Origin of the sequence: Phytoactinopolyspora limicola, assembly GCF_011320225.1 — a bacterium.
Lineage (GTDB): Bacteria > Actinomycetota > Actinomycetes > Jiangellales > Jiangellaceae > Phytoactinopolyspora > Phytoactinopolyspora limicola.
Window position 1 is genome coordinate 193,849 of the sequence record NZ_JAAOEN010000001.1, and the last position, 18,143, is coordinate 211,991.

General features: G+C 67.3%; 18 protein-coding genes. 11 read left to right on the forward strand and 7 right to left on the reverse strand.

From position 1 onward, the window contains the following. Positions 1-24 precede the first annotated feature (24 nt). On the reverse strand, positions 25-861 hold the full coding sequence (locus G8760_RS01045; protein WP_166345381.1) for a sulfurtransferase: 837 nt from the start codon (positions 859-861) through the stop codon (positions 25-27). A 90-nt stretch (positions 862-951) separates the two neighbouring features. Between G8760_RS01045 and G8760_RS01050 the strand changes: the two genes are divergently transcribed. Both G8760_RS01050 and G8760_RS01055 read left to right on the forward strand, forming a co-directional pair. After that, positions 952-1,737 carry an ROK family protein gene (locus tag G8760_RS01050; RefSeq protein ID WP_166347766.1) on the forward strand — a complete coding sequence of 262 codons (786 nt, stop codon included), beginning with the start codon at positions 952-954 and terminating at the stop codon, positions 1,735-1,737. A 307-nt stretch (positions 1,738-2,044) separates the two neighbouring features. Continuing rightward, positions 2,045-3,418, forward strand: a complete 1,374-nt coding sequence (locus tag G8760_RS01055; protein ID WP_166345384.1) for an ammonium transporter — start codon at positions 2,045-2,047, stop codon at positions 3,416-3,418. Between the two features lie 128 nt (positions 3,419-3,546). On the opposite strand, the gene G8760_RS01060 is transcribed toward G8760_RS01055, so the two are convergent. After that, complete coding sequence (locus G8760_RS01060; protein WP_166345387.1) at positions 3,547-4,215, reverse strand: O-methyltransferase; 669 nt, start codon at positions 4,213-4,215, stop codon at positions 3,547-3,549. Between the two features lie 134 nt (positions 4,216-4,349). On the opposite strand from G8760_RS01060, the gene G8760_RS01065 reads away from it, so the two are divergent. The 8 genes from G8760_RS01065 (at position 4,350) to G8760_RS01100 (ending at position 10,585) form a co-directional block, all read left to right on the forward strand. Then, positions 4,350-4,544 carry a hypothetical protein gene (locus G8760_RS01065; protein ID WP_166345390.1) on the forward strand — a complete coding sequence of 65 codons (195 nt, stop codon included), beginning with the start codon at positions 4,350-4,352 and terminating at the stop codon, positions 4,542-4,544. Between the two features lie 145 nt (positions 4,545-4,689). Continuing rightward, complete coding sequence (locus G8760_RS01070; protein ID WP_166345393.1) at positions 4,690-6,555, forward strand: hypothetical protein; 1,866 nt, start codon at positions 4,690-4,692, stop codon at positions 6,553-6,555. A gap of 28 nt (positions 6,556-6,583) precedes the next feature. Then, positions 6,584-6,955: a hypothetical protein gene (locus G8760_RS01075; protein ID WP_166345396.1), complete on the forward strand. Its 372-nt coding sequence runs from the start codon at positions 6,584-6,586 to the stop codon at positions 6,953-6,955. 65 nt (positions 6,956-7,020) lie between these two features. Beyond that, positions 7,021-7,815: a carbon-nitrogen hydrolase family protein gene (locus G8760_RS01080; protein ID WP_166345399.1), complete on the forward strand. Its 795-nt coding sequence runs from the start codon at positions 7,021-7,023 to the stop codon at positions 7,813-7,815. A 13-nt stretch (positions 7,816-7,828) separates the two neighbouring features. After that, positions 7,829-8,458 (forward strand): molybdenum cofactor guanylyltransferase, encoded by a 630-nt coding sequence (mobA, locus tag G8760_RS01085; RefSeq protein WP_166345402.1) that lies wholly within the window; start codon positions 7,829-7,831, stop codon positions 8,456-8,458. Continuing rightward, the gene (locus tag G8760_RS01090) at positions 8,455-8,802 is read left to right on the forward strand and encodes a DUF6457 domain-containing protein (RefSeq protein ID WP_166345405.1); all 348 of its coding nucleotides are present in this window, start codon (positions 8,455-8,457) and stop codon (positions 8,800-8,802) included. Before mobA ends, G8760_RS01090 begins: the two co-directional genes overlap by 4 nt. Beyond that, positions 8,802-9,785 carry an NAD(P)H-quinone oxidoreductase gene (locus G8760_RS01095; protein WP_166345408.1) on the forward strand — a complete coding sequence of 328 codons (984 nt, stop codon included), beginning with the start codon at positions 8,802-8,804 and terminating at the stop codon, positions 9,783-9,785. The genes G8760_RS01090 and G8760_RS01095 overlap by 1 nt, the downstream gene beginning before the upstream one ends. A gap of 212 nt (positions 9,786-9,997) precedes the next feature. Further along, positions 9,998-10,585: a bacterial proteasome activator family protein gene (locus G8760_RS01100; RefSeq protein ID WP_166345411.1), complete on the forward strand. Its 588-nt coding sequence runs from the start codon at positions 9,998-10,000 to the stop codon at positions 10,583-10,585. A gap of 748 nt (positions 10,586-11,333) precedes the next feature. Here G8760_RS01100 and G8760_RS01105 read toward each other — a convergent pair. The 4 genes from G8760_RS01105 to G8760_RS01120 form a co-directional block, all read right to left on the reverse strand. Next, positions 11,334-11,795: a DUF6918 family protein gene (locus G8760_RS01105; protein WP_166345414.1), complete on the reverse strand. Its 462-nt coding sequence runs from the start codon at positions 11,793-11,795 to the stop codon at positions 11,334-11,336. A gap of 135 nt (positions 11,796-11,930) precedes the next feature. Further along, on the reverse strand, positions 11,931-13,202 hold the full coding sequence (serS, locus tag G8760_RS01110; protein ID WP_166345417.1) for a serine--tRNA ligase: 1,272 nt from the start codon (positions 13,200-13,202) through the stop codon (positions 11,931-11,933). Positions 13,203-13,273: 71 nt separating this feature from the next. Continuing rightward, positions 13,274-14,221, reverse strand: a complete 948-nt coding sequence (pheA, locus tag G8760_RS01115; RefSeq protein WP_166345420.1) for a prephenate dehydratase — start codon at positions 14,219-14,221, stop codon at positions 13,274-13,276. Between the two features lie 100 nt (positions 14,222-14,321). Then, entirely contained in the window at positions 14,322-16,403 is a 2,082-nt protein-coding gene (locus G8760_RS01120) for a S9 family peptidase (protein ID WP_166345423.1), read from the reverse strand. A gap of 210 nt (positions 16,404-16,613) precedes the next feature. Between G8760_RS01120 and G8760_RS01125 the strand changes: the two genes are divergently transcribed. Next, positions 16,614-17,069 carry an Hsp20/alpha crystallin family protein gene (locus G8760_RS01125; RefSeq protein ID WP_166345426.1) on the forward strand — a complete coding sequence of 152 codons (456 nt, stop codon included), beginning with the start codon at positions 16,614-16,616 and terminating at the stop codon, positions 17,067-17,069. 49 nt (positions 17,070-17,118) lie between these two features. Here the strand turns inward: G8760_RS01125 and G8760_RS01130 are convergent, their stop codons facing one another. Next, complete coding sequence (locus G8760_RS01130) at positions 17,119-18,132, reverse strand: LacI family DNA-binding transcriptional regulator (RefSeq protein ID WP_166345428.1); 1,014 nt, start codon at positions 18,130-18,132, stop codon at positions 17,119-17,121. Between the last annotated feature and the right edge of the window lie 11 nt (positions 18,133-18,143).

Consider the following 18,143-nt stretch of genomic DNA (forward strand, 5'->3'; position numbering starts at 1 on the left):
TGGGCGCCGGTCACGGGCGGTCGGCTACGGCTGGGCACCGGTGGCGGCCGGCCGGTCCGGGTCGGCCGACCACTGCGACCACGAACCCGGGTAGAGCGCGGCGTCGACGCCGGCGATGGCCAGCGCGGCCACCTCGTGTGCGGCGGTGACGCCGGAACCACAGTAGGCACCTACCGTCGCCGAGCCCGAGATCCCCACCGCGGCGAAACGCCGCCGCAGCTGGTCGGCTGGCCGGAACCGACCGTCGTCATCCACGTTGTCGGTGGTGGGTGCACTCAGCGCACCGGGAATGTGGCCGGCCCGTGGATCGATCGGCTCGGCGTCCCCTCGGTAGCGTTCCGCCGCCCGCGCGTCGAGCAACACCCCGTCGCGGGCCAGCTGCGCCGCCGCCTCGGCGTCGACGACCGGCATTCCGCCGGAGGTGAGGACCACGTCACCAGGGCTCGGCACGACATCGCCGTCGTCCAGTGGGTATCCGGCCCGCCGCCAGGCGGCTAGGCCGCCGTCCAGCAGCCGGACGTCACGCACCCCGGCCCACCGCAACAGCCACCACGCCCGGGCGGCGGTCATCCCGGCGTTGTCGTCGTAGGCGATCACCGCGACATCCTGGCGAACCCCCCAGCGCCGCGCCGCCCGTTGGAGCCGCGACACCTCTGGCAACGGGTGCCGGCCGAGCTCGGGTGTCGCCGGCGCGGCGAGTTCGGTCTCGAGGTCCACGTACACCGCACCGGGGAGGTGTTCGTCCTGGTACTGTTGCCGTCCGTCGGTTTGGCCGAGCTTCCACCGCACGTCCAGCACCACTGGCCGTGGGCCAACGGTCACCAGGCGATATAGTTCGTCGACATCGACGAGCACGTCCATGATCGTCCTTCCCGTGGGTCACCAAACGGGGGCCGCGGCCGCCCCCCGATTTCCGGCAAGCGAGGGTGTCAAGCTACCGTCTCATCCGTGATGACCTCCGCCGGCGAAGGCCCGCGCACTCTGGCCGTCGACTGCGGCGGAACGGGCCTCAAAGCCACCGTGCTCGGTCCCGACGGCACGGCGCTACACAAACGCAGCCGGTTACGCACACCCTATCCCTGCCCGCCCGACGTGCTGGTCGCGGCCGTCGTCTTGCTGGCCGAGACAACGGGGATGCAGTTCGACCGTGTTTCGGTCGGGTTTCCCGGCATGGTCCGGCTGGGTGTCGTACACGCCACCCCGCATTACGTCACCGAGGCTGGTCCGTTCACCCCGCCGCTGCCGGAACTGGTGGCGGCCTGGTCCGGCTTCGACATTCAGTCGGCGCTCGAGTCCGCCTTGGGGCGCCCCACCAGGGTCCTCAACGACGCCGAGATCGCCGGTCTTGCGGTGATCGACAGCAAGGGGTTCGAGGTGGTGCTCACTTTAGGTACCGGGCTCGGATGTGCTCTGTTCGACGACGGCGTCCTGCTCCCGAAGGTCGAGTTGTCGCAGGCGCCGTTCCGCAAGGGGCAGACCTACGACGAGCAGCTCGGCCACCACGCCCGGCGGCGCCTCGGCGACCGTCGCTGGTCCCGCCGGGTGATCCGCGCCGTCGACGGGTTACGCCCGGTCTTGCACTGGGATCACCTTTACGTCGGTGGCGGCGGCGCCCGCCATATCCAGGGCGAGTTGGGCGGCGACGTCACCGTCGTCGGCAACGAGAACGGCCTTCTGGGCGGCATCCGGCTGTGGAACGATCGTGTTTCTCGCGGCCGCCGGATCGAAGACATCTAAGGTCATCGGCTGACCGCCGACCATCCCGGCGGCGGGCGAGATTCGCCGGCACGCCCGGGCCATCGCGCAGGATGCCCACGACGTGATCCAGCCGCAACACCAACGGTGATCCGTTAACCAGCCGGTCACACCGGGCCCACCGCGACACGTGCTTGTAACGGTTCCGAGCCGATCGGCGAAACGTCCACCCTCCACGCTCGTGATGTCCGGTTGCCGCAACGTCGCGGCTCGATGAAGGCGGACCGGGCGTGGCCTCCGGTGAACAGGTCGCGCCCGTTCCCCGCCGCTCGCGTTGGAGGGACGGCAGATGGATACGGGAGATACCGCCTGGATTCTCGTGTGCACGGCGCTGGTCATGCTCATGACACCAGGCCTCGCACTCTTCTACGGCGGCATGGTGCGCGCCAAGAGCGTCATCAACATGATGATGATGTGTTTCGGCGCGCTCGGTGTCGTCAGCATCTTGTGGATCATGTACGGCTACTCGATCGCCTACGGTGACAGCGTCGGAGGATTACTCGGCAACCCGGCGGACTTCTTCGGCCTGTCCGGCCTGATGGACGACTTGAGTGGCAACATCCCCACCCTCGTGGACGTCGGTTTCCAGGGGATGTTCGCGGTGATCACGGTTGCGCTGATCGCCGGCGCGATCGCCGACCGGGCCAACTTCTGGACCTGGCTACTGTTCGCCGCGATCTGGATGACCGTCGTCTATTCGCCGGTAGCGCATTGGGTGTGGGGCGACGGCGGCTGGATCATCGACTCGCTGGAGGCGGTCGACTTCGCCGGCGGGACGGCGGTGCACATCAATGCTGGTGCGGCGGGCCTCGCCCTCGCGATAGTGCTGGGCCGCCGGCGTGGTTTCGGCAAGGGCTCCCACCGGCCGCACAACCTGCCGTTGGTGATGATCGGCGCCGGGCTGCTGTGGTTCGGCTGGTTCGGTTTCAACGCGGGCTCCGCCTACGCCGCGGATGAGGCCGCCGGCGTGGCACTCGTCAACACCATCGGAGCGACGGCCGCGGCGCTACTGGCCTGGATCATCGTCGAGAAGGTGCGCGACGGGCACGCCACCTCGCTGGGCGCGGCGTCCGGAGTGGTGGCCGGGCTGGTGGCCATCACACCGGCGGCCGGAGCGGTCAACCCGATGGGCGCGCTGTGCATCGGCGCACTCGCCGGCGTGATCTGCTCGCTGACGGTCAGCCTGAAGTTCCGGCTCCGCTACGACGACTCGCTGGACGTGGTGGGCGTGCACCTCGTGGGCGGCCTGGTCGGCACCGTGGCCATCGGTTTCTTCGCGACGGCGAACGCACCCGACGGAGTGGACGGGCTGCTCTTCGGTGGTGGCGTCGACCTGCTCGGTCGGCAGATCGTTGGTGCGGTCGCCGTCATGGCGTACTCGTTCGTCGTGACGTACATCATCGCGACCCTGCTGGAGAAGACCATCGGCTTCCGGGTACACGACGACCACGAGATCGTTGGTGTCGACCGGGTGCACCACGGCGAGTCGAGCTACGAGATCGCCACCGAGGATGACGTCCCGGAGGACGTGATGGCCCGGGTGAGCGCGGCGACGGCCGGGCCGCCCGAAGTGTCGACGACGCCCCGACGGGACAACGAGCGAGCAACACGCGGGCGACCGGTGAACGCTGGCGACGGCGAGGCCAACCCCGCCACCACCTGAACCATCCCGTGCCCAGGTTGAGGGAGGTACCCATCACGGGTGGCACCCCATGAAGATGAGCGAGCCGCGCCTACACGTCCCGGGCGCGGCTCGCTCACGCGATGGAACACACCTTAGAGCTTCCGCTCTTAGTGGGTGACCACCACCATGGTGAACCCGTCGTACCCCTTGCTGCCGACGGTCTGAACGGTGGTGGCGCTGACTCTAGGCTCGGCGGCCACCCTGTCGGCAAACCGCTGAATACCCTGCACACTGGGATCGTTGCTCTCCGGATCGGCAACCGCTCCGCCGCGTACCACGTTGTCGACGACGATGACGCTTCCCACCCGGGACAACCGCAGCGCCCAGTCGAAGTACTCCGCGGTGGCATCTTTGTTGGCGTCGATGAAGACGAGATCGAACGGTTCCGGGCCGTCATCGGCGAGGCTCGGCAACGTGTCGAGCGCCGGGCCGGTGCGTACGTCCACCAACGCCCCTAGTCCAGCACGGTCGAGGTTGGCGCGGGCTACCTCGGCATGTGTGGGATCGGCCTCCAGCGTTATCAGCCGCCCATCGGAGGGCAGCGCCCGGGCCAGCCAGATCGTGCTGTAGCCACCCAGGGTTCCGACCTCCAGAATGCGGCGTGCACCCTGCGCCAGCGCCACCAGCTGGAGTAGCTTGCCCTGGTTGGCAGCGACGCTGATGGCGGGCAGGCCGGCGGCATCACTGGCCTGGAGTGCCGCGTCGAGGGCCGGATCCGGCGGATTGAACCGCTCCTCGAAGTAGTGGTCGACGGCCGTCCACTCGTGCTGGCTCAACGTGTGTCCTCCATGAACGCTGGATGGTGATGTAAGAGCGTCAACCTCGGATCAGTGTTGATCTTGACATCTCCTTTACGCTCAATGTACGGGGTGTGCGATCCGACCAACCAGTACCTGCCCCGGGAGTGCGGATGGAGTTTCTGGTTCTCATCGGGCTCCTCGGGGCGGCAGTGGTCGCCTTCTTCATCTGGGACGCCATCTTCTGGAGCAAAGCAGGCCCAGGCACCAAGACACTTCGCTGCAAGATGTTCGGCTGCTCACCGCAATGGGGCTGGCGCAACGCCGGCATGAAGATCTGCACCCGGTGCCAGAACCGCATCCCCTAACGGCACGAGCGGGGGTCTGAGCGGCCGAAAACAACCGGGGATACTACTCCACCGCCCGGAGGCTGGACCGTTTGGCCCGACGATCACGTCGTTTCCACAACTGTCATGCTCCTCGAACATTTGCTGAATCGCTGAGGAACGTGACATGAACGATCAGGAACGCCGGGATGACCCAGCCGGCGGCACCGCCGTCGGGATCGACCCGGGTGCCCTCAACCAGCTGATCGCTGACGCTCGCGCCGCTATCGGCGAAATCGAACAGTTCACCGGCACCTACCGCAGCCGGTTCAATCAGGCCGGCGTGACCACCACCAACATCAGCCGGCAGGAAGTGGTGGCCGAGTGGGTGAATGACCAGCTACCCATGCTGGAACGCCGCCGGGACATGGCTGAGATCGCGGCAGAAGGCCCACCAGGAACGTTCGTCGCGGTCGGCGCCGGGGATCTCGGTTGGGACACCGCGGACGAAGCCGCCAAGGCCGGCCGGGAAGACGCGGAACGCCTCCTCGAGGGACTCCACCCCGGCGACGAGATCCCGGACGAGGTCTACGCGCTGCTCCGGGAGCATAGCTTCGACCCCGACTACCTCGAGGCGTTCTTCAACAGCACGGGCTCGGCGGTGTTGGCGATCTTCCTCCAGGACGCCTACCAGGGGTCCGGAGAATATGACAGCTCCAAGCTGGGCGCGGTGTCCTTCGCCCTGGCTGCCGCGAGCCACCGGATCGACATGGCCGGCGGCGAGTGGATGCGGGGAATGGACAACTGGGGAGACGTCGGGTGGCGCGAAGACGACGGCTGGACCACCATGGCCCAGTTCATGGGTTACGGACGTTGGAATGAAGACTTCCTGCACAGCGCCATGGACAACCTCCACCGTCTCGACGACACCGGCACCATCACCGTCATGGAAGCGCTGGCCCGCCATCCGGTGGCCGCCGCGACCTGGTTCCAGGGATCACCCTCCGGCAATCACCGTTTCGACACCAATGCCGAGTACGCCGCCGCCATCATGCAGGGCTGGGCCTACGGCGAATCCGTCCACGAAGCGTTCCTCAAAGTGCTCGACGCGGCTACCGAAGGTGTAGCCCGCTTCGATCAAGGTCTGGCCGACAAGAGTGTCTACCTGCTCCTGAAGACTGTTCACGACATGGACGACAAAGTCGCTCAGGAGATGTACCGGCTGTGGTTCACCCACCTGATCGAGCGGCATCTCGACGATCTTTACGACAGCGTGACCGCACCGGTCGAGGAGTACTACAAGGAACTCCGGGACGGCCGGGACGGCGTCGAGGCACCGGCGGAGTGGTGGGCGAGCATCGTCGAACAGGCCATGCGCGACGAGACGAACGCCGCCTACCTGTCCGTGCGGTTCCAAGAGAAGTTCGTAGAAACCCACGAATACTGGGGTGGTTCCACGGACTCCTCGAACCGAGATGCCAACAACTTTCCGCTCGCGCAGGCCAACCTCTTCGCCGACTGGTTCGTCTGCCGCAGCGCGAACGTCGCCGAGACGCTGAACAAGGAGGTCGACGAGTGGAACGAGATGCTCGGTGCCGCCATCGACCTCCTTACCGACCCGAAACACCCGAAGGAGCTTGCGCTCGACATCGGCAAAGACATCGCCAACGGTCTACTCAAGGACCTCCTGTCACGGCCCTACCCGGACTACGACCCGGACGTTGGCTGGACCGAGCTCGAACACCGGATGTGGCTCAACGCGAGCGTGAACTATCACAAGAAGCGGCTCGGCGACGGCAGCCTGCCCGAGGTCGAGATCGTGCACGAGCGGGACGACGGCACCACCTGGACCGAAACCTACGACGGCAACCCGGCCACCTACGAGGAACGGCACGGCGGCAAGTTCACCGACGACGACGGCCGGATCCTCCCCATCAGCGAGATGGACGAGGCCGGCATGCTCGCCTACATGGAGTGGGTGCAGGATCCGGCGGTGGTAGACGCCTATTGGAACGATCTCGGCGCCCATTTCCCGAACCCGGGCGTGTCCTGACGCCGCATCGGCCGCCCAAGGAGAAACGATGAACTACGACGGTACCGAGCTTTTCGACGGCCTCGACAACCGGATCGACCACCGCCCCCCGATCGGGATATCCACCAAGCCGGGTGAATCGAACACGCAGCCGAACCCGGAGTACGAGGCGCTGCTCCAACTCAAGGCGGATGTCGAACGAGACAAGCCGGACGTGCGCGGCCAACTGCACGACATCGCCGAGGCGATGGGCAACGGCACGGTCTGGTTCGGGCCGCAGGCGCGGGAGTTCTCCGAGGAACTGGAAGCGTACAAGAACCAGCTCCGCGACCGTAGCGACGACCTCCCTGACGATGTGCAAGAGAAGCTGAACAGGACGCCCTCGACCATTCCGGCGGGAGGCAACCAGCTCCCGGTCTGACCAGCCCTGATCGTCCGGCGACGGGCGACCCGTGGGAGCCCGGCGCGGTGGGCCAGAATGGACACATGCGTGTAGCACTCGTGCAGACGGCGGCCGGCCTCGATCCGGCCGCGAACCTCGACGCCATCCAACGGCTGGTCACCGGCGTCGACGCCGAGCTGGTCGTTCTGCCCGAGGCCGTGATGCATGACTTCGGCACACCCACCACACCCCTGGGCCCGGTCGCCCAGGCGGTCGACGGCCCATTCGTCGCCGGCCTGGCCGATCTCGCCAAACAACAGGGGGCGACGTTCGTCGGCGGCATGTTCGAGATCTCCGACGACCCCAACCGGCCGTTCAACACCCTCGTCGTCGTAGGTCCGTCCGGAGATCTACTGGCGACATACCGCAAGGCGCACCTGTACGACTCGTTCGGCTACCGGGAATCCGACCGGCTGCTGGCCGGCCCCGCCACCCCCACCGTGGTAGACGTAGGCGGCTTCACCTTGGGGTTGCTCACCTGTTACGACCTCCGCTTCCCCGAACACTCCCGGGCGTTGGTGACCGCCGGCGCGGATGTGCTCGTGTTGCCAGCGGCGTGGGTACGTGGCCCCCTCAAAGAGGACCACTGGTCGACGCTGGTGCGGGCCCGAGCTATCGAGAACACCACCTACGTCGCGGCCGCCGCACAGACCGGCAAGGCCTATTGCGGCCGCAGCATGCTGGTCGACCCGCTCGGGGTTGCGGTGGCGGCTACCGGCGACGCCGAAGGGGTCGTGTCCGGGCTGATCGACCGGGAACACCTTGCGGCCAGCCGCGAGCGCAACCCCGCGCTGCGACACCGTCGGCCCTGGCCGACGTCCGTCGTGACGGAGGAATAACCGGAGGTTGCCCATGGCTCGAGGTGCGGTGATTCTGGCCGGAGGGTCGGCCCGACGGCTCGGGGGCGCCGACAAACCCCAGCTGATCGTCGGTGGCCGCGCGCTGCTCGACACCGCCATCGCCGCCTGCACCAGCTGCCCGGACATCGTCGTCGTCGGCCCACTACGACCCACCTGCCGGCCGGTGCGGTGGACCGTCGAAGAACCGCCGGGCAGCGGCCCGCTGGCGGCACTCGACGCCGGGGTGGCCGTACTGCCGTCCGCAGCAACGACGGTGACCGTCCTCGCCGCCGACCTACCGGCGGTCACCGCCAGCACCGTCGAACGGCTACACGAAGAACTCGACGCCGGCACAGCGGACGCCGTGCTGCTCACCGACGGCACCGGCCGGCGCCAGCCACTCACCGCCGTCTACGCCCGGCCCGCTCTGGAAGCCGCACTGCGCGCGGCCGGGCACCTGCCCGACCGACCGCTCCGGCACCTCGTCGACCACCTCACCATCGCGACACTCCCCGACCCGATCGCCGCAGAAGACATCGACACCGAGGTCGACCTGGCACGCTGGACCGGGACCACACCGACCGCGCAACCGCCAGGCCGGCCGGACGACGACGCCGTACGGAAGGATCACCAGGCACCATGACCATGGACCCGTGGATCACCGCCCTCTGCGAAGAGCTGAACGTGCCAATCGACGACGTCGACGTCGGCGCCATCCTCGATCTGGCCCGGGATGCCGCCCACAACGTGGAGCGCCCTGCGGCACCGGTCTCCACGTTCATCGCGGGCTACGCCGCGGCGCTCCGGGGCGGCGGATCCGGCGCGGTCGCTACCACCCTCGACACCGCGGCCGAGCTCGCCACCAACTGGCCCGGCCATGGACCCCAAGCAGCGGCCACCTCCGACGCAACACCACCCCTCGACGGTGGTGGACAGCCGTCGGCAGACGCGGACGCCACGACCCCATCCGACCGGACCGAACCCTGATGCGGGCCGTCGTCATCACCGAGGCCGGTGGGCCCGACGTCCTCCGCTGGCAGGAAGTGCCCGACCCGGTATGCGGTCCCGGTGAGGTGGTCATCGACGTGGTCGCATCCGCGGTCAACCGCGCCGACATCATGCAACGCCTCGGACACTACCCGCCACCGCCCGACGCTCCGGAATGGCCCGGCCTCGAGTGCAGTGGGATCATTCGCGACGTCGGGCCGGACGTATCAGGGTGGGCGGTGGGTGACGAGGTCTGTGCCTTACTGTCCGGTGGTGGTTACGCCGAACGGGTCGTGGTTCCCGCCGGTCAGCTCCTCCCCGTCCCCGCAGGCATCGACCTCGTCACCGCCGCCGCCCTGCCGGAGGTCATGTGCACGGTCTGGTCCAATCTCGTCATGACGGCCGGGCTGCGCCAGGGCGAGGTCGTGCTGATCCATGGTGGCGGCAGCGGCATCGGGACCGCGGCGATCCAAATCGGTGTCGCGCTCGGCGCAACGGTCGCCGTCACCGCGGGTTCGGCCGCCAAACTCGAACGGTGTGCGCAGCTGGGCGCGTCGATCCTGGTCAATTACCGCGAGCAGGACTTCGTCGAGGCACTCCGCGCCGCTACCGGCGGGCGTGGGGCCGACGTCGTGCTCGACATCATCGGAGCCAAGTACCTGGCCGGCAACATCGATGTCCTGGCGGTCAACGGCCGCCTCGTCGTCATCGGCCTCCAAGGCGGACGGGCGGCGGAGATCGACCTGCGCGCATTGATGGGCAAACGCGCGTCGATCACCGGGACCACGCTGCGCGCCCGGCCACCCGCCGAGAAGGCCGGCATCGTCACCGAAGTCCGCGACCACGTCTGGCCAATGATCTCCAACGGTCAGGTGGTACCCGTCGTCGACCACCGGGTTCCCATGTCCGAGGCCGCCCGCGCTCACCGCACTGTCGAAGACAGCGACCATGTCGGCAAGGTCCTACTGACAACGGCAGATTGACGTGGGTCGGGAGTAGGCGCGACTGACGGGCGACAGGTCTGGCTGCCTTGATCATGTGCGAGTTCGCCACTTCCTGGGGGGTGTAGCCCGCACATGATCAAGTGGCAGCGTGAGTACGTCTCAGCCTGAACGCCTCGCGCTGCTTCGTCGCTGAACAGGACTCGTAGACGCCTCGGGTGCCGTGGTCCCTCGCCGTGCGTCAAGATGGGGGTATGACGGAGTCGAACGAGAACGCCGAGCAGCACGATGACGCACCGGGCCCAGAAAGCCCACGGGTCGTCGTTGTCGGGCCCGAGGGTATGGCCGTAGAGCCGGCGTCAAACGAGAACGAAGATGACAAAGAGCCGAGTTCGCTCACCGACCTGGTGGAGCAGCCGGCCAAAGTGATGCGCATCGGCAGCATGATCAAGCAGCTGTTGGACGAGGTCAAAGCGGCGCCCCTCGACGAGGCGAGCCGCCGCCGGTTGGGCGAGATCCACCGCACGTCCCTCGACGAACTCGAGGATGGCCTCGCTCCCGAACTGGTCGAGGAACTCGAACGTCTGGCGTTGCCGTTCGGCAATGACACTGTGCCGTCCGAGTCGGAGTTGCGAGTCGCTCAGGCGCAGCTCGTCGGCTGGCTGGAAGGATTGTTCCACGGCATTCAGACCACACTCTTCGCTCAGCAGATGGCCGCACGTGCACAGCTCGAGCAGATGCGCCGTGCACTGCCACCCGGCGTGCAGATGCCCCCTGGACAACCAGGCGCGCCTGGTCAGCAGCCCGGCGAGGGTGAACAACGTAGCGGCATGTATCTCTAGCGTCCTGCACCAGAATCCGTGCGCCTGACAATTGGCACCCAGGTGGCGTCTTTCCTGGTCAGCCTGCGCGATGTGAGATCGGTGAGATCAGGTAGATGCGTGATGCGCAGCGGACCGCCTTAGCGCAACCCCCTCCCGACCCCCGCGTGTGCACCTGATCTCCGTTTTGCCACCTGATCGTTTTCCCTGGGGCGATCAGGTGTACCAACCGCGGGTGTCGACACGGTGTGGTGCATCTGATCGCGTCTCAGAGTATGGACGCGCGGCGATCAGATGCACGGTCAGCGCTTTTGAGTCGAGTTGTGCATCTGATCGGCAGCAAGTGTTCGGTCAGCGGATCCGTGACGGGCCCGGCGAGCGATCGGTGACGGATCCTTCTGTTCGTGTCGTTGTTGGGGTGTGCGTGTCGTCGTCGCTTGCACCCGCGGGTGGGCGCCGGTCTGGTGATCAGATGCATCAACTCACCAGCGAGCCGCGTTTACACATCTGATCACCGCGCGTCCACATCACGGGACGCGATCAGATGCATCACACCGCGCCGTCGTCCGTCGTTGGTACACCTGATCGCCCCACAGAAAATGATCAGGTGACAAAACGGAGATCAGGTGCACACTCTGGCGGGGTGGGACGTCCGTGGCATACAAACGGGGTCAGGGTTCCTGACGTTGGAACCCTGACCCCGATACATCTAGGTGCGCGGGGGTGGCGGCCTACCGGTGCAGGACATTCGGTCCGGCACCGGAACACACTAACCGGCGTTGACGGCCGCCGCGTGCTTCTCCACGAGCTCACCCAGCCGCGGCAACGCCTCTTCGACGTGCTTCGTGGCCTGGGGGCGCAGCTTGGAGTAGACCTTCTTGACGCTTTCACGGTGCGATGCGGCGGCTCGGTCGTCGGTGACTCCGAGCAGGGCGTCGGCGGCTTCGGCCGAGTTGGCCGCCAGGTGGTCTTTGAACGAGGTGGTGCCGCTGGATCGGTAGCTGGCGTAGAACGGCTCCAACCTGGCGACGAAGTTCTCGAGCATGCTGTCGACCGCGTCCGTGACGAACGACGAATTGATCTTCTTGATCAGCGCGTACCCGCTCTTGACGGCCAGGCCGGATACCCCACTCTTGTCGCTGACCTCGGCGTCGACCAATGCGGCCACGTCGGTCACCACCAGGGACCGGCGGCTCGGTGCGAGCAGAATCTCTTCCAACGTGTCTGCCATGACGTTATGCGTCCTTTATCTCGTTTTATGACCATGTCGCCCCCGTGCGAATGCAACTGTAAATCACAGTCGCACGGATACCACAGCCGACCGGGTCACAGCCGCGCCAGGAACCTCACAGCTGTGCCAGGAACCTCACCGCCGCGTGGGAACCACGGGCTCGAGTACCTCGACGCCGCCGAGGTATGGCCGCAGCGCCGTCGGCACGGCCACGGAACCGTCCGGGCGCTGATGGTTCTCCAGGATCGCCACGATCCAGCGGGTGGTGCCCAAGGTGCCGTTCAGGGTGGCGACCGTCCTGGGGCCAGCCCCCGACCGTTCCCGGATCCCGAGCCGCCGCGCCTGGAACGTCGTGCAGTTCGACGTGGAGGTGACCTCCATCCAGCGCGACTGCGACGGCAACCACGCCTCGCAGTCGAACTTTCGCGCCGCACTGGACCCGAGGTCTCCGGCGGCGACGTCGATCACCCGGTAAGGCACCTCGACCGCCGCGAGCATCTGCTCCTCCCATCCGAGCAGCCGCTCGTGTTCGGCGATGGCGTCCTCCTCGCGGCAGTAGATGAACATCTCGACCTTGTGGAACTGATGCACCCGGATGATGCCGCGCGTGTCCTTGCCGTGTGAGCCGGCCTCGCGGCGGTAACAGGCCGACCACCCGGCATAACGCAGTGGTCCGGCGTCAAGATCGACGATCTCGTTGGCATGGAAACCGGCCAGCGCGACCTCGCTGGTACCTACCAGGTAGAGATCGTCGCGCTCCAGCCGGTAGATCTCGTCCGCGTGTGCACCGAGGAAGCCGGTTCCGGCCATTACCTCGGGCCGCACCAAGGTTGGTGTGATGACGGGGGTGAACCCGGCATCGACGGCGGTCTTCATGGCCAGGTTGAGGATCCCCAGCTCCAGTTGCGCGCCCACACCGGTGAGGAAGTAGAACCGCGAGCCCGACACCTTGGCGCCACGTTCGGTGTCGATGGCCCGCAACCCTTCGCCCAGCTCGAGATGGTCACGCACCTTGTCCAGCTCGGGTGCCGTGCCGACCTCGCGGAGAACCTTATAGTTCTGCTCCCCACCAGCGGGTACCCCGTCGAGCACGATGTTGGACGGCACCATGGCGAGTTCGTCGAGCCGTACCTGGGCGTCGTCCGCAGCCGCTTGGGCCGCCTTGACGGCCGCGGCGAGGTCTTTGGCCCGAGCCAACAGCGCCTGCTTCTCCTCACCAGACGCGTGCGGAATCTCCTTGCTCAAGACCTTCTGTTCGCCACGCAGCCGTTCGAACTCGGCTAGGGACGAGCGGCGGGCCTCGTCGGCGGCCAGCAACTCGTCGACCACGTCGATGCTCTCGCCGCGGGCACGCTGCGAGGCTCGGAGGCGGTCCGGATCATCACGGATCACTCGGAGATCAAGCACGTTGAGAGCGTACCGGCCCACCCCTACCGGCCGACAACCCGATTACCTCAGCGGAGTGCACCCCGTCGGCGTCAGCCGGACCGCAACGATTCCAGCCACTCGACGGCGTCGCGGAAGTCGGCATTGCTCATGCCGCGCCCAACTGGGGGGCGCACGCCGTCGGCCCGAGCGTACGAGCCGAGGAACCGCACGTCGGCGCAGACTCGACGCAGTCCCATGAGCGCCTCACCCACCCGGGCGTCGTTGAGGTGTCCTTCAGCGTCGATGACGAAACAGTACCGTCCCATCCCGTTGCCTGTTGGCCGCGACTCGATGCGGGTGAGATTCACTCCGCGAGTGGCGAACTGCTCCAGGATCTCCAACAAGGCACCCGGATGATCGTCACGGATGTACGCGACCAGGCTGGTCTTGTCCGATCCGGTGGACCGCGGCGGCCGCCCGGGCCGGGTAATGAGCACGAACCTCGTCAGCGCGTCTTTGTCTTCCCCGATGTCGTCGGCTAACACCGCCAGCCCGTAACGCTCGGCGGCGATCGGCGCGGCGATCGCGGCGTCGTATAGCTCGCCGTCGACCCCCGGCGACCCGCCTGACACACTTTCGGCCGCCGCCGCCGTGGACGAGCCCATCGCCGTCACCGCGTCCGGCAGTGTCTTGCTGAGCCAGGCTCGGCACTGCGCCTCAGCAACCGGGTGGGTGATCACCCTCCGGACGCCGGTCAGCGTGGTCCCGGTGCGCGCCATCAACGTAAAGGTGACCGGCAGCAGGTGTTCGGCGGCGATCATCACCGGTGCGCCGCGGATCAATTCGTCGAGGGTGGTGTTTACCGACCCCTCGACGGAGTTTTCCAGCGGTACGACGGCTCCAGCGACGTCGCCGGTACGGACGGCGTCAACCGCCGTGTGAACCGTGGAGTACGGTTCGAGTGCGGCGCCGGCGAGCGCCGGTATGCGGCGCGCGGCCGCCTCGGTGAAGGTCGCTTCGGGGCCGAGGTAGGCGTATCGGCTGGTACTGGCAGGCACGCCCAAAACTCTAGCCGGTGAACCCCGCCGCCACGTACCGCCGCCCAACCCCGGCAAAGATCCACCAGGGTTGGGCGGGGTACGGAACAGCTGCGACCCATCAACGCAGGATGGCGGGCGGCTCCCAGTCTTTGCCGAGTACGTGATGGCCCAGGAACGCCGCCACCGTCTGGTACCAGACCTTGGCGTGTTGCGGGGTCAGGACCCAGTGGTTCTCGTCCGGGAAGTACAAGAACTTGTGCGGCATCTCGCCGTCGTTGGAAACGCTATGGCTGGCGAGCTCGTACCACAGCCGCAGCGCCTCGCCGATGGGTACGCGGTAGTCCTTGTCGCCGTGGATCACCAGCATCGGCGTCTCTATCTTGTCGACGCTGTGATGCGGTGAATTGTCACGGGCCATCTGGGGCGTCATCTCACGCAACCAGTACCACGCGGCGTCGGTAGTGGCGCCGAACTGGTCCAGAGCCCATAGGCTGGCGTGAGTGACGATCGCGTCGAACCGGTCGGTGTGGCCGGCTACCCAGTTGGCCATGTAGCCACCGAACGAACCACCCATCGCCGCGGTGCGGTTGTGGTCGATGTCGTCGCGTGCCACCGTGACGTCGGTGATGGCCATCAGGTCGGTGAATGGCGCCTTTCCCCACGCTCCCCAACCGCGTTTGATGAACTCGCGACCGTATCCGGTGGACAACGCGGGGTCCGGGAGTAACACCGCATACCCCTGCGCCGCCATGATCCATGGGTTCCACCGCCACGACCACGCGTTCCACGAGTTCAGGGGACCACCGTGGATCCACAGCAGCAGCGGCGCCGGATTGGCCGGCGAAGTGTCGTCGGGGAGGGCCAGCCATGCCCGCACCCGCGTCCCATCCGTCGCGACGGTCTCGACCTCCTCCAGGCGCCCGGGCAGCCGCGGAGCCGGTACCGGGCCGAGGAGCCGGTGCGACGTCTGGTCCGCGACGTCGGCGGCCAGTCGGACGGGGGTCATCGGTTCGAGGTACGACGTGCGCATGGCATAGACGTAGCGGCCATCGGGCGAGACGGAGACGTCGAAGTATGCGTAGTCGTCCGCGGTGAGCCGGGTCACGGCGCCGGTGTCGATCTCGACGCGGAACACCGGCGCCCGGCCGTTCTCGTCGGCGACGACGATCAGCGCGGATCCGTCGGGTGTCCAGGACGGTGCGCCGGCCGGCCAACGGTCCCAGTCTGGCGCCAGCTCGCGGACCGTACCGTCGGCTACCGACACCACGACCAACACCTGGTCGCCTGGATCGTGTGGGGTCGTCATCCGCTCCCGCACCGCGGCGACCATGGTGCCATCGGGGCTCAACCGTGGAGCGCCGTACTCGTAGGCGGGCTCGTCGACGAGCATCCGCCGTTCGCCCGTGTTGGTATCGATGACCACAAGAGACCGCCGCAGCCCAGCGGCGTGTGGGACGTTCCATGTGCTGACGATCGTCCGTCCGTCAGCACTGATGTCGTGGTCGCCTCGCTCCAACGCCCGCCCGGCGTCGGGGGTGAGGTCGGTCAGCTCGACGGTCGGCTCGGCGAACTCGTCCTCGCCGTCGCTGAGCTGCCCGGCGAACAATCGGGGAAGGTCGGGGCCGAGGTCGCTGTCCCAGTACCGCACCGGGTAGCTCTCGTGCAGGATGGCCGAGACCTTCTTCTCCTTGCGCTCCTTACGTTTGGCCGCCTCCGCCTCGGCGTCCGACGACGACGGGTAGGTGGACGACGAGACGACCACCGTCCCGCTGTCGCGAGCCACGACGACGCCACCGACACCACCGGGACGACGGGCCACTACCCGCGCCTCACCGCCGTCGACGGGCAGCATCCAGAGGAGTGGCACCTCGTCGTCGTCACTCGCGGACGGGTCGGGACGGGCCGAGCAGAACAGCAACGAGCCGTCGGGGAGGAACGCCGCACCGCTTTCACCTTTGGCGCTTCGGGTCAAGCGTCGCGCCGGACGCGAGCCGTCGGGATCGACGTCCCATAGGGCGGTGACGTATCTGGTCTTGTCCGCGTTCATCGTGGCGACCGCTGTCACCAACCGGCGCCCGTCGGGCGAAAGTGTGAGGCCGGCGGCACGTGGAAGTGAGATGTACTCGTCCAGATCGTGAAACGGGGTGGGGGAGGGCGGGGTCTCCGCTGTGATGTCGTTCACCCTCCCTATACCTATCATGTCGTCGCCTCCTGATCATGATTGCTGTAGGACGGAAACAGACTCACCACCCTTGATCGGGACGGTTAGCACTCCTATGTCGCGAGTGCTAAAATGACGGTGGCAACCGGCGCTGTTGTCTGGACCGCTCAGGACACCACGCAGACACAGCACCCGCGGAAGCCATGTGCATTCACACGTGAAGCATGTCGTTGTCTGGAGGTGGTTGTTGTGACGACTCGCTTCGACCCATTCCGTGAGATCGACCGCCTAGCCGACCATGTTCTCGGCACCGCCCGGAACGCCGCGACCATGCCGCTCGATCTCTACCGATCCGGGCACCATTACGTCATCCATTTCGACCTACCGGGTGTCGATCCTGGCTCCATCGACGTCAGTGTGGAGAATCGCACGCTCACCGTGCGAGCCCAACGCACTGATCGCGCCGACGAGGGCACCCAGTGGCTAGCGCGCGAGCGCCCCACCGGCACCTATGCCCGCCAACTCACCCTCGGCGACGGCCTGTCCACGGAGGAGATCGACGCAACCTACGCCGACGGGGTGCTGACCCTCACCGTCCCGGTCGCAGAACAAGCCCGGCCGCGGCGCATCGACGTCGTCCGCGCCGACACCGCACACGCGGTCGGCACCACGAGCAGCAACGAACGGCAAGAGATCCAGAGCTGAGCCCATCGGCCCGAGTCTCTAGCAGGACCGAGGTGGCCCCGGCAGCGGCTCAGCGTGCTGCCGGGGCCGCGGTGGTGGTCCGCACGATCAGCCGGGTCGGCAGCGTCATGATCTCCGCGTGGTCGGCGTCCCGACCACGCAACCGGTCAAGCAGGTACGCCGCCGCGATCCGGCCCTCCTCACGCACCGGCTGGGCCACCGTGGTCAACCCGAACAGCCACGCCAGATCGTGATCGTCAACTCCCATCACGGAGACGTCATCGGGCACCCGGACACCGTCCTGCCGAGCCGCGTGGACGAATCCCATGGCGATCTCGTCCGACACCGCCATCACAGCGGTGGGCAGCGGCCCGCGCCGCTTGAACTCCGCGTACGCCTCGACGCCTGCCTCGGCGACGAACCTCCCCGCCACGGTCAGGGCGGGATCCGGCTCCACCCCAGCCGCCCGGAGCACCTCGGCGTACCCCCTCTGCCGGTCCGGGGCCACCGGGAACCCGAGGTGATCGTCCGGATCGCCTCCGATGAATCCGATGCGGCGGTGTCCCAGCCGTACCAGGTGTTCGGCCGCCATCCGACCGACCTCGACGTCGTCGATCCGCACCGTCGGGATGCCGGGCATCACCGGGCCGATCGCAACAACCGGGCGCTGCATCGCGACCAGTGCGGTCACCTCGTCCGGCATCAACGGCAGGCTGAGCACCACCAACGCGTCGACCCGTTTGCGGAGCAGATGAGTGTCGACGACGCGCCGCCGCTGCGTCTCGACGTCGGCGAGGCCGTAGCGCAGCACGTCGTATCCGGCCGCCGAGAACGCTTCCTGGGCGCCCTCGGCGACCGCGCTGAAGTACCACCCCCGAGCCACCGGCGACACCACACCGACGGCCCCTGTGCGGCCCGTGGGCAGTCCGGCCGCACTCGGTGACGGTACGTAGCCGAGCTCGGTAGCCACCGCCTGCACGGCAGCGCGGGTGGCAGGTGACACGCCTGGTAGACCCCGCAGTGCCCGCGACACCGTCGCCACCGAAACTCCGGCCCGTGCGGCCACGTCCACGATGCCCGTCATAGGAGTCAGCT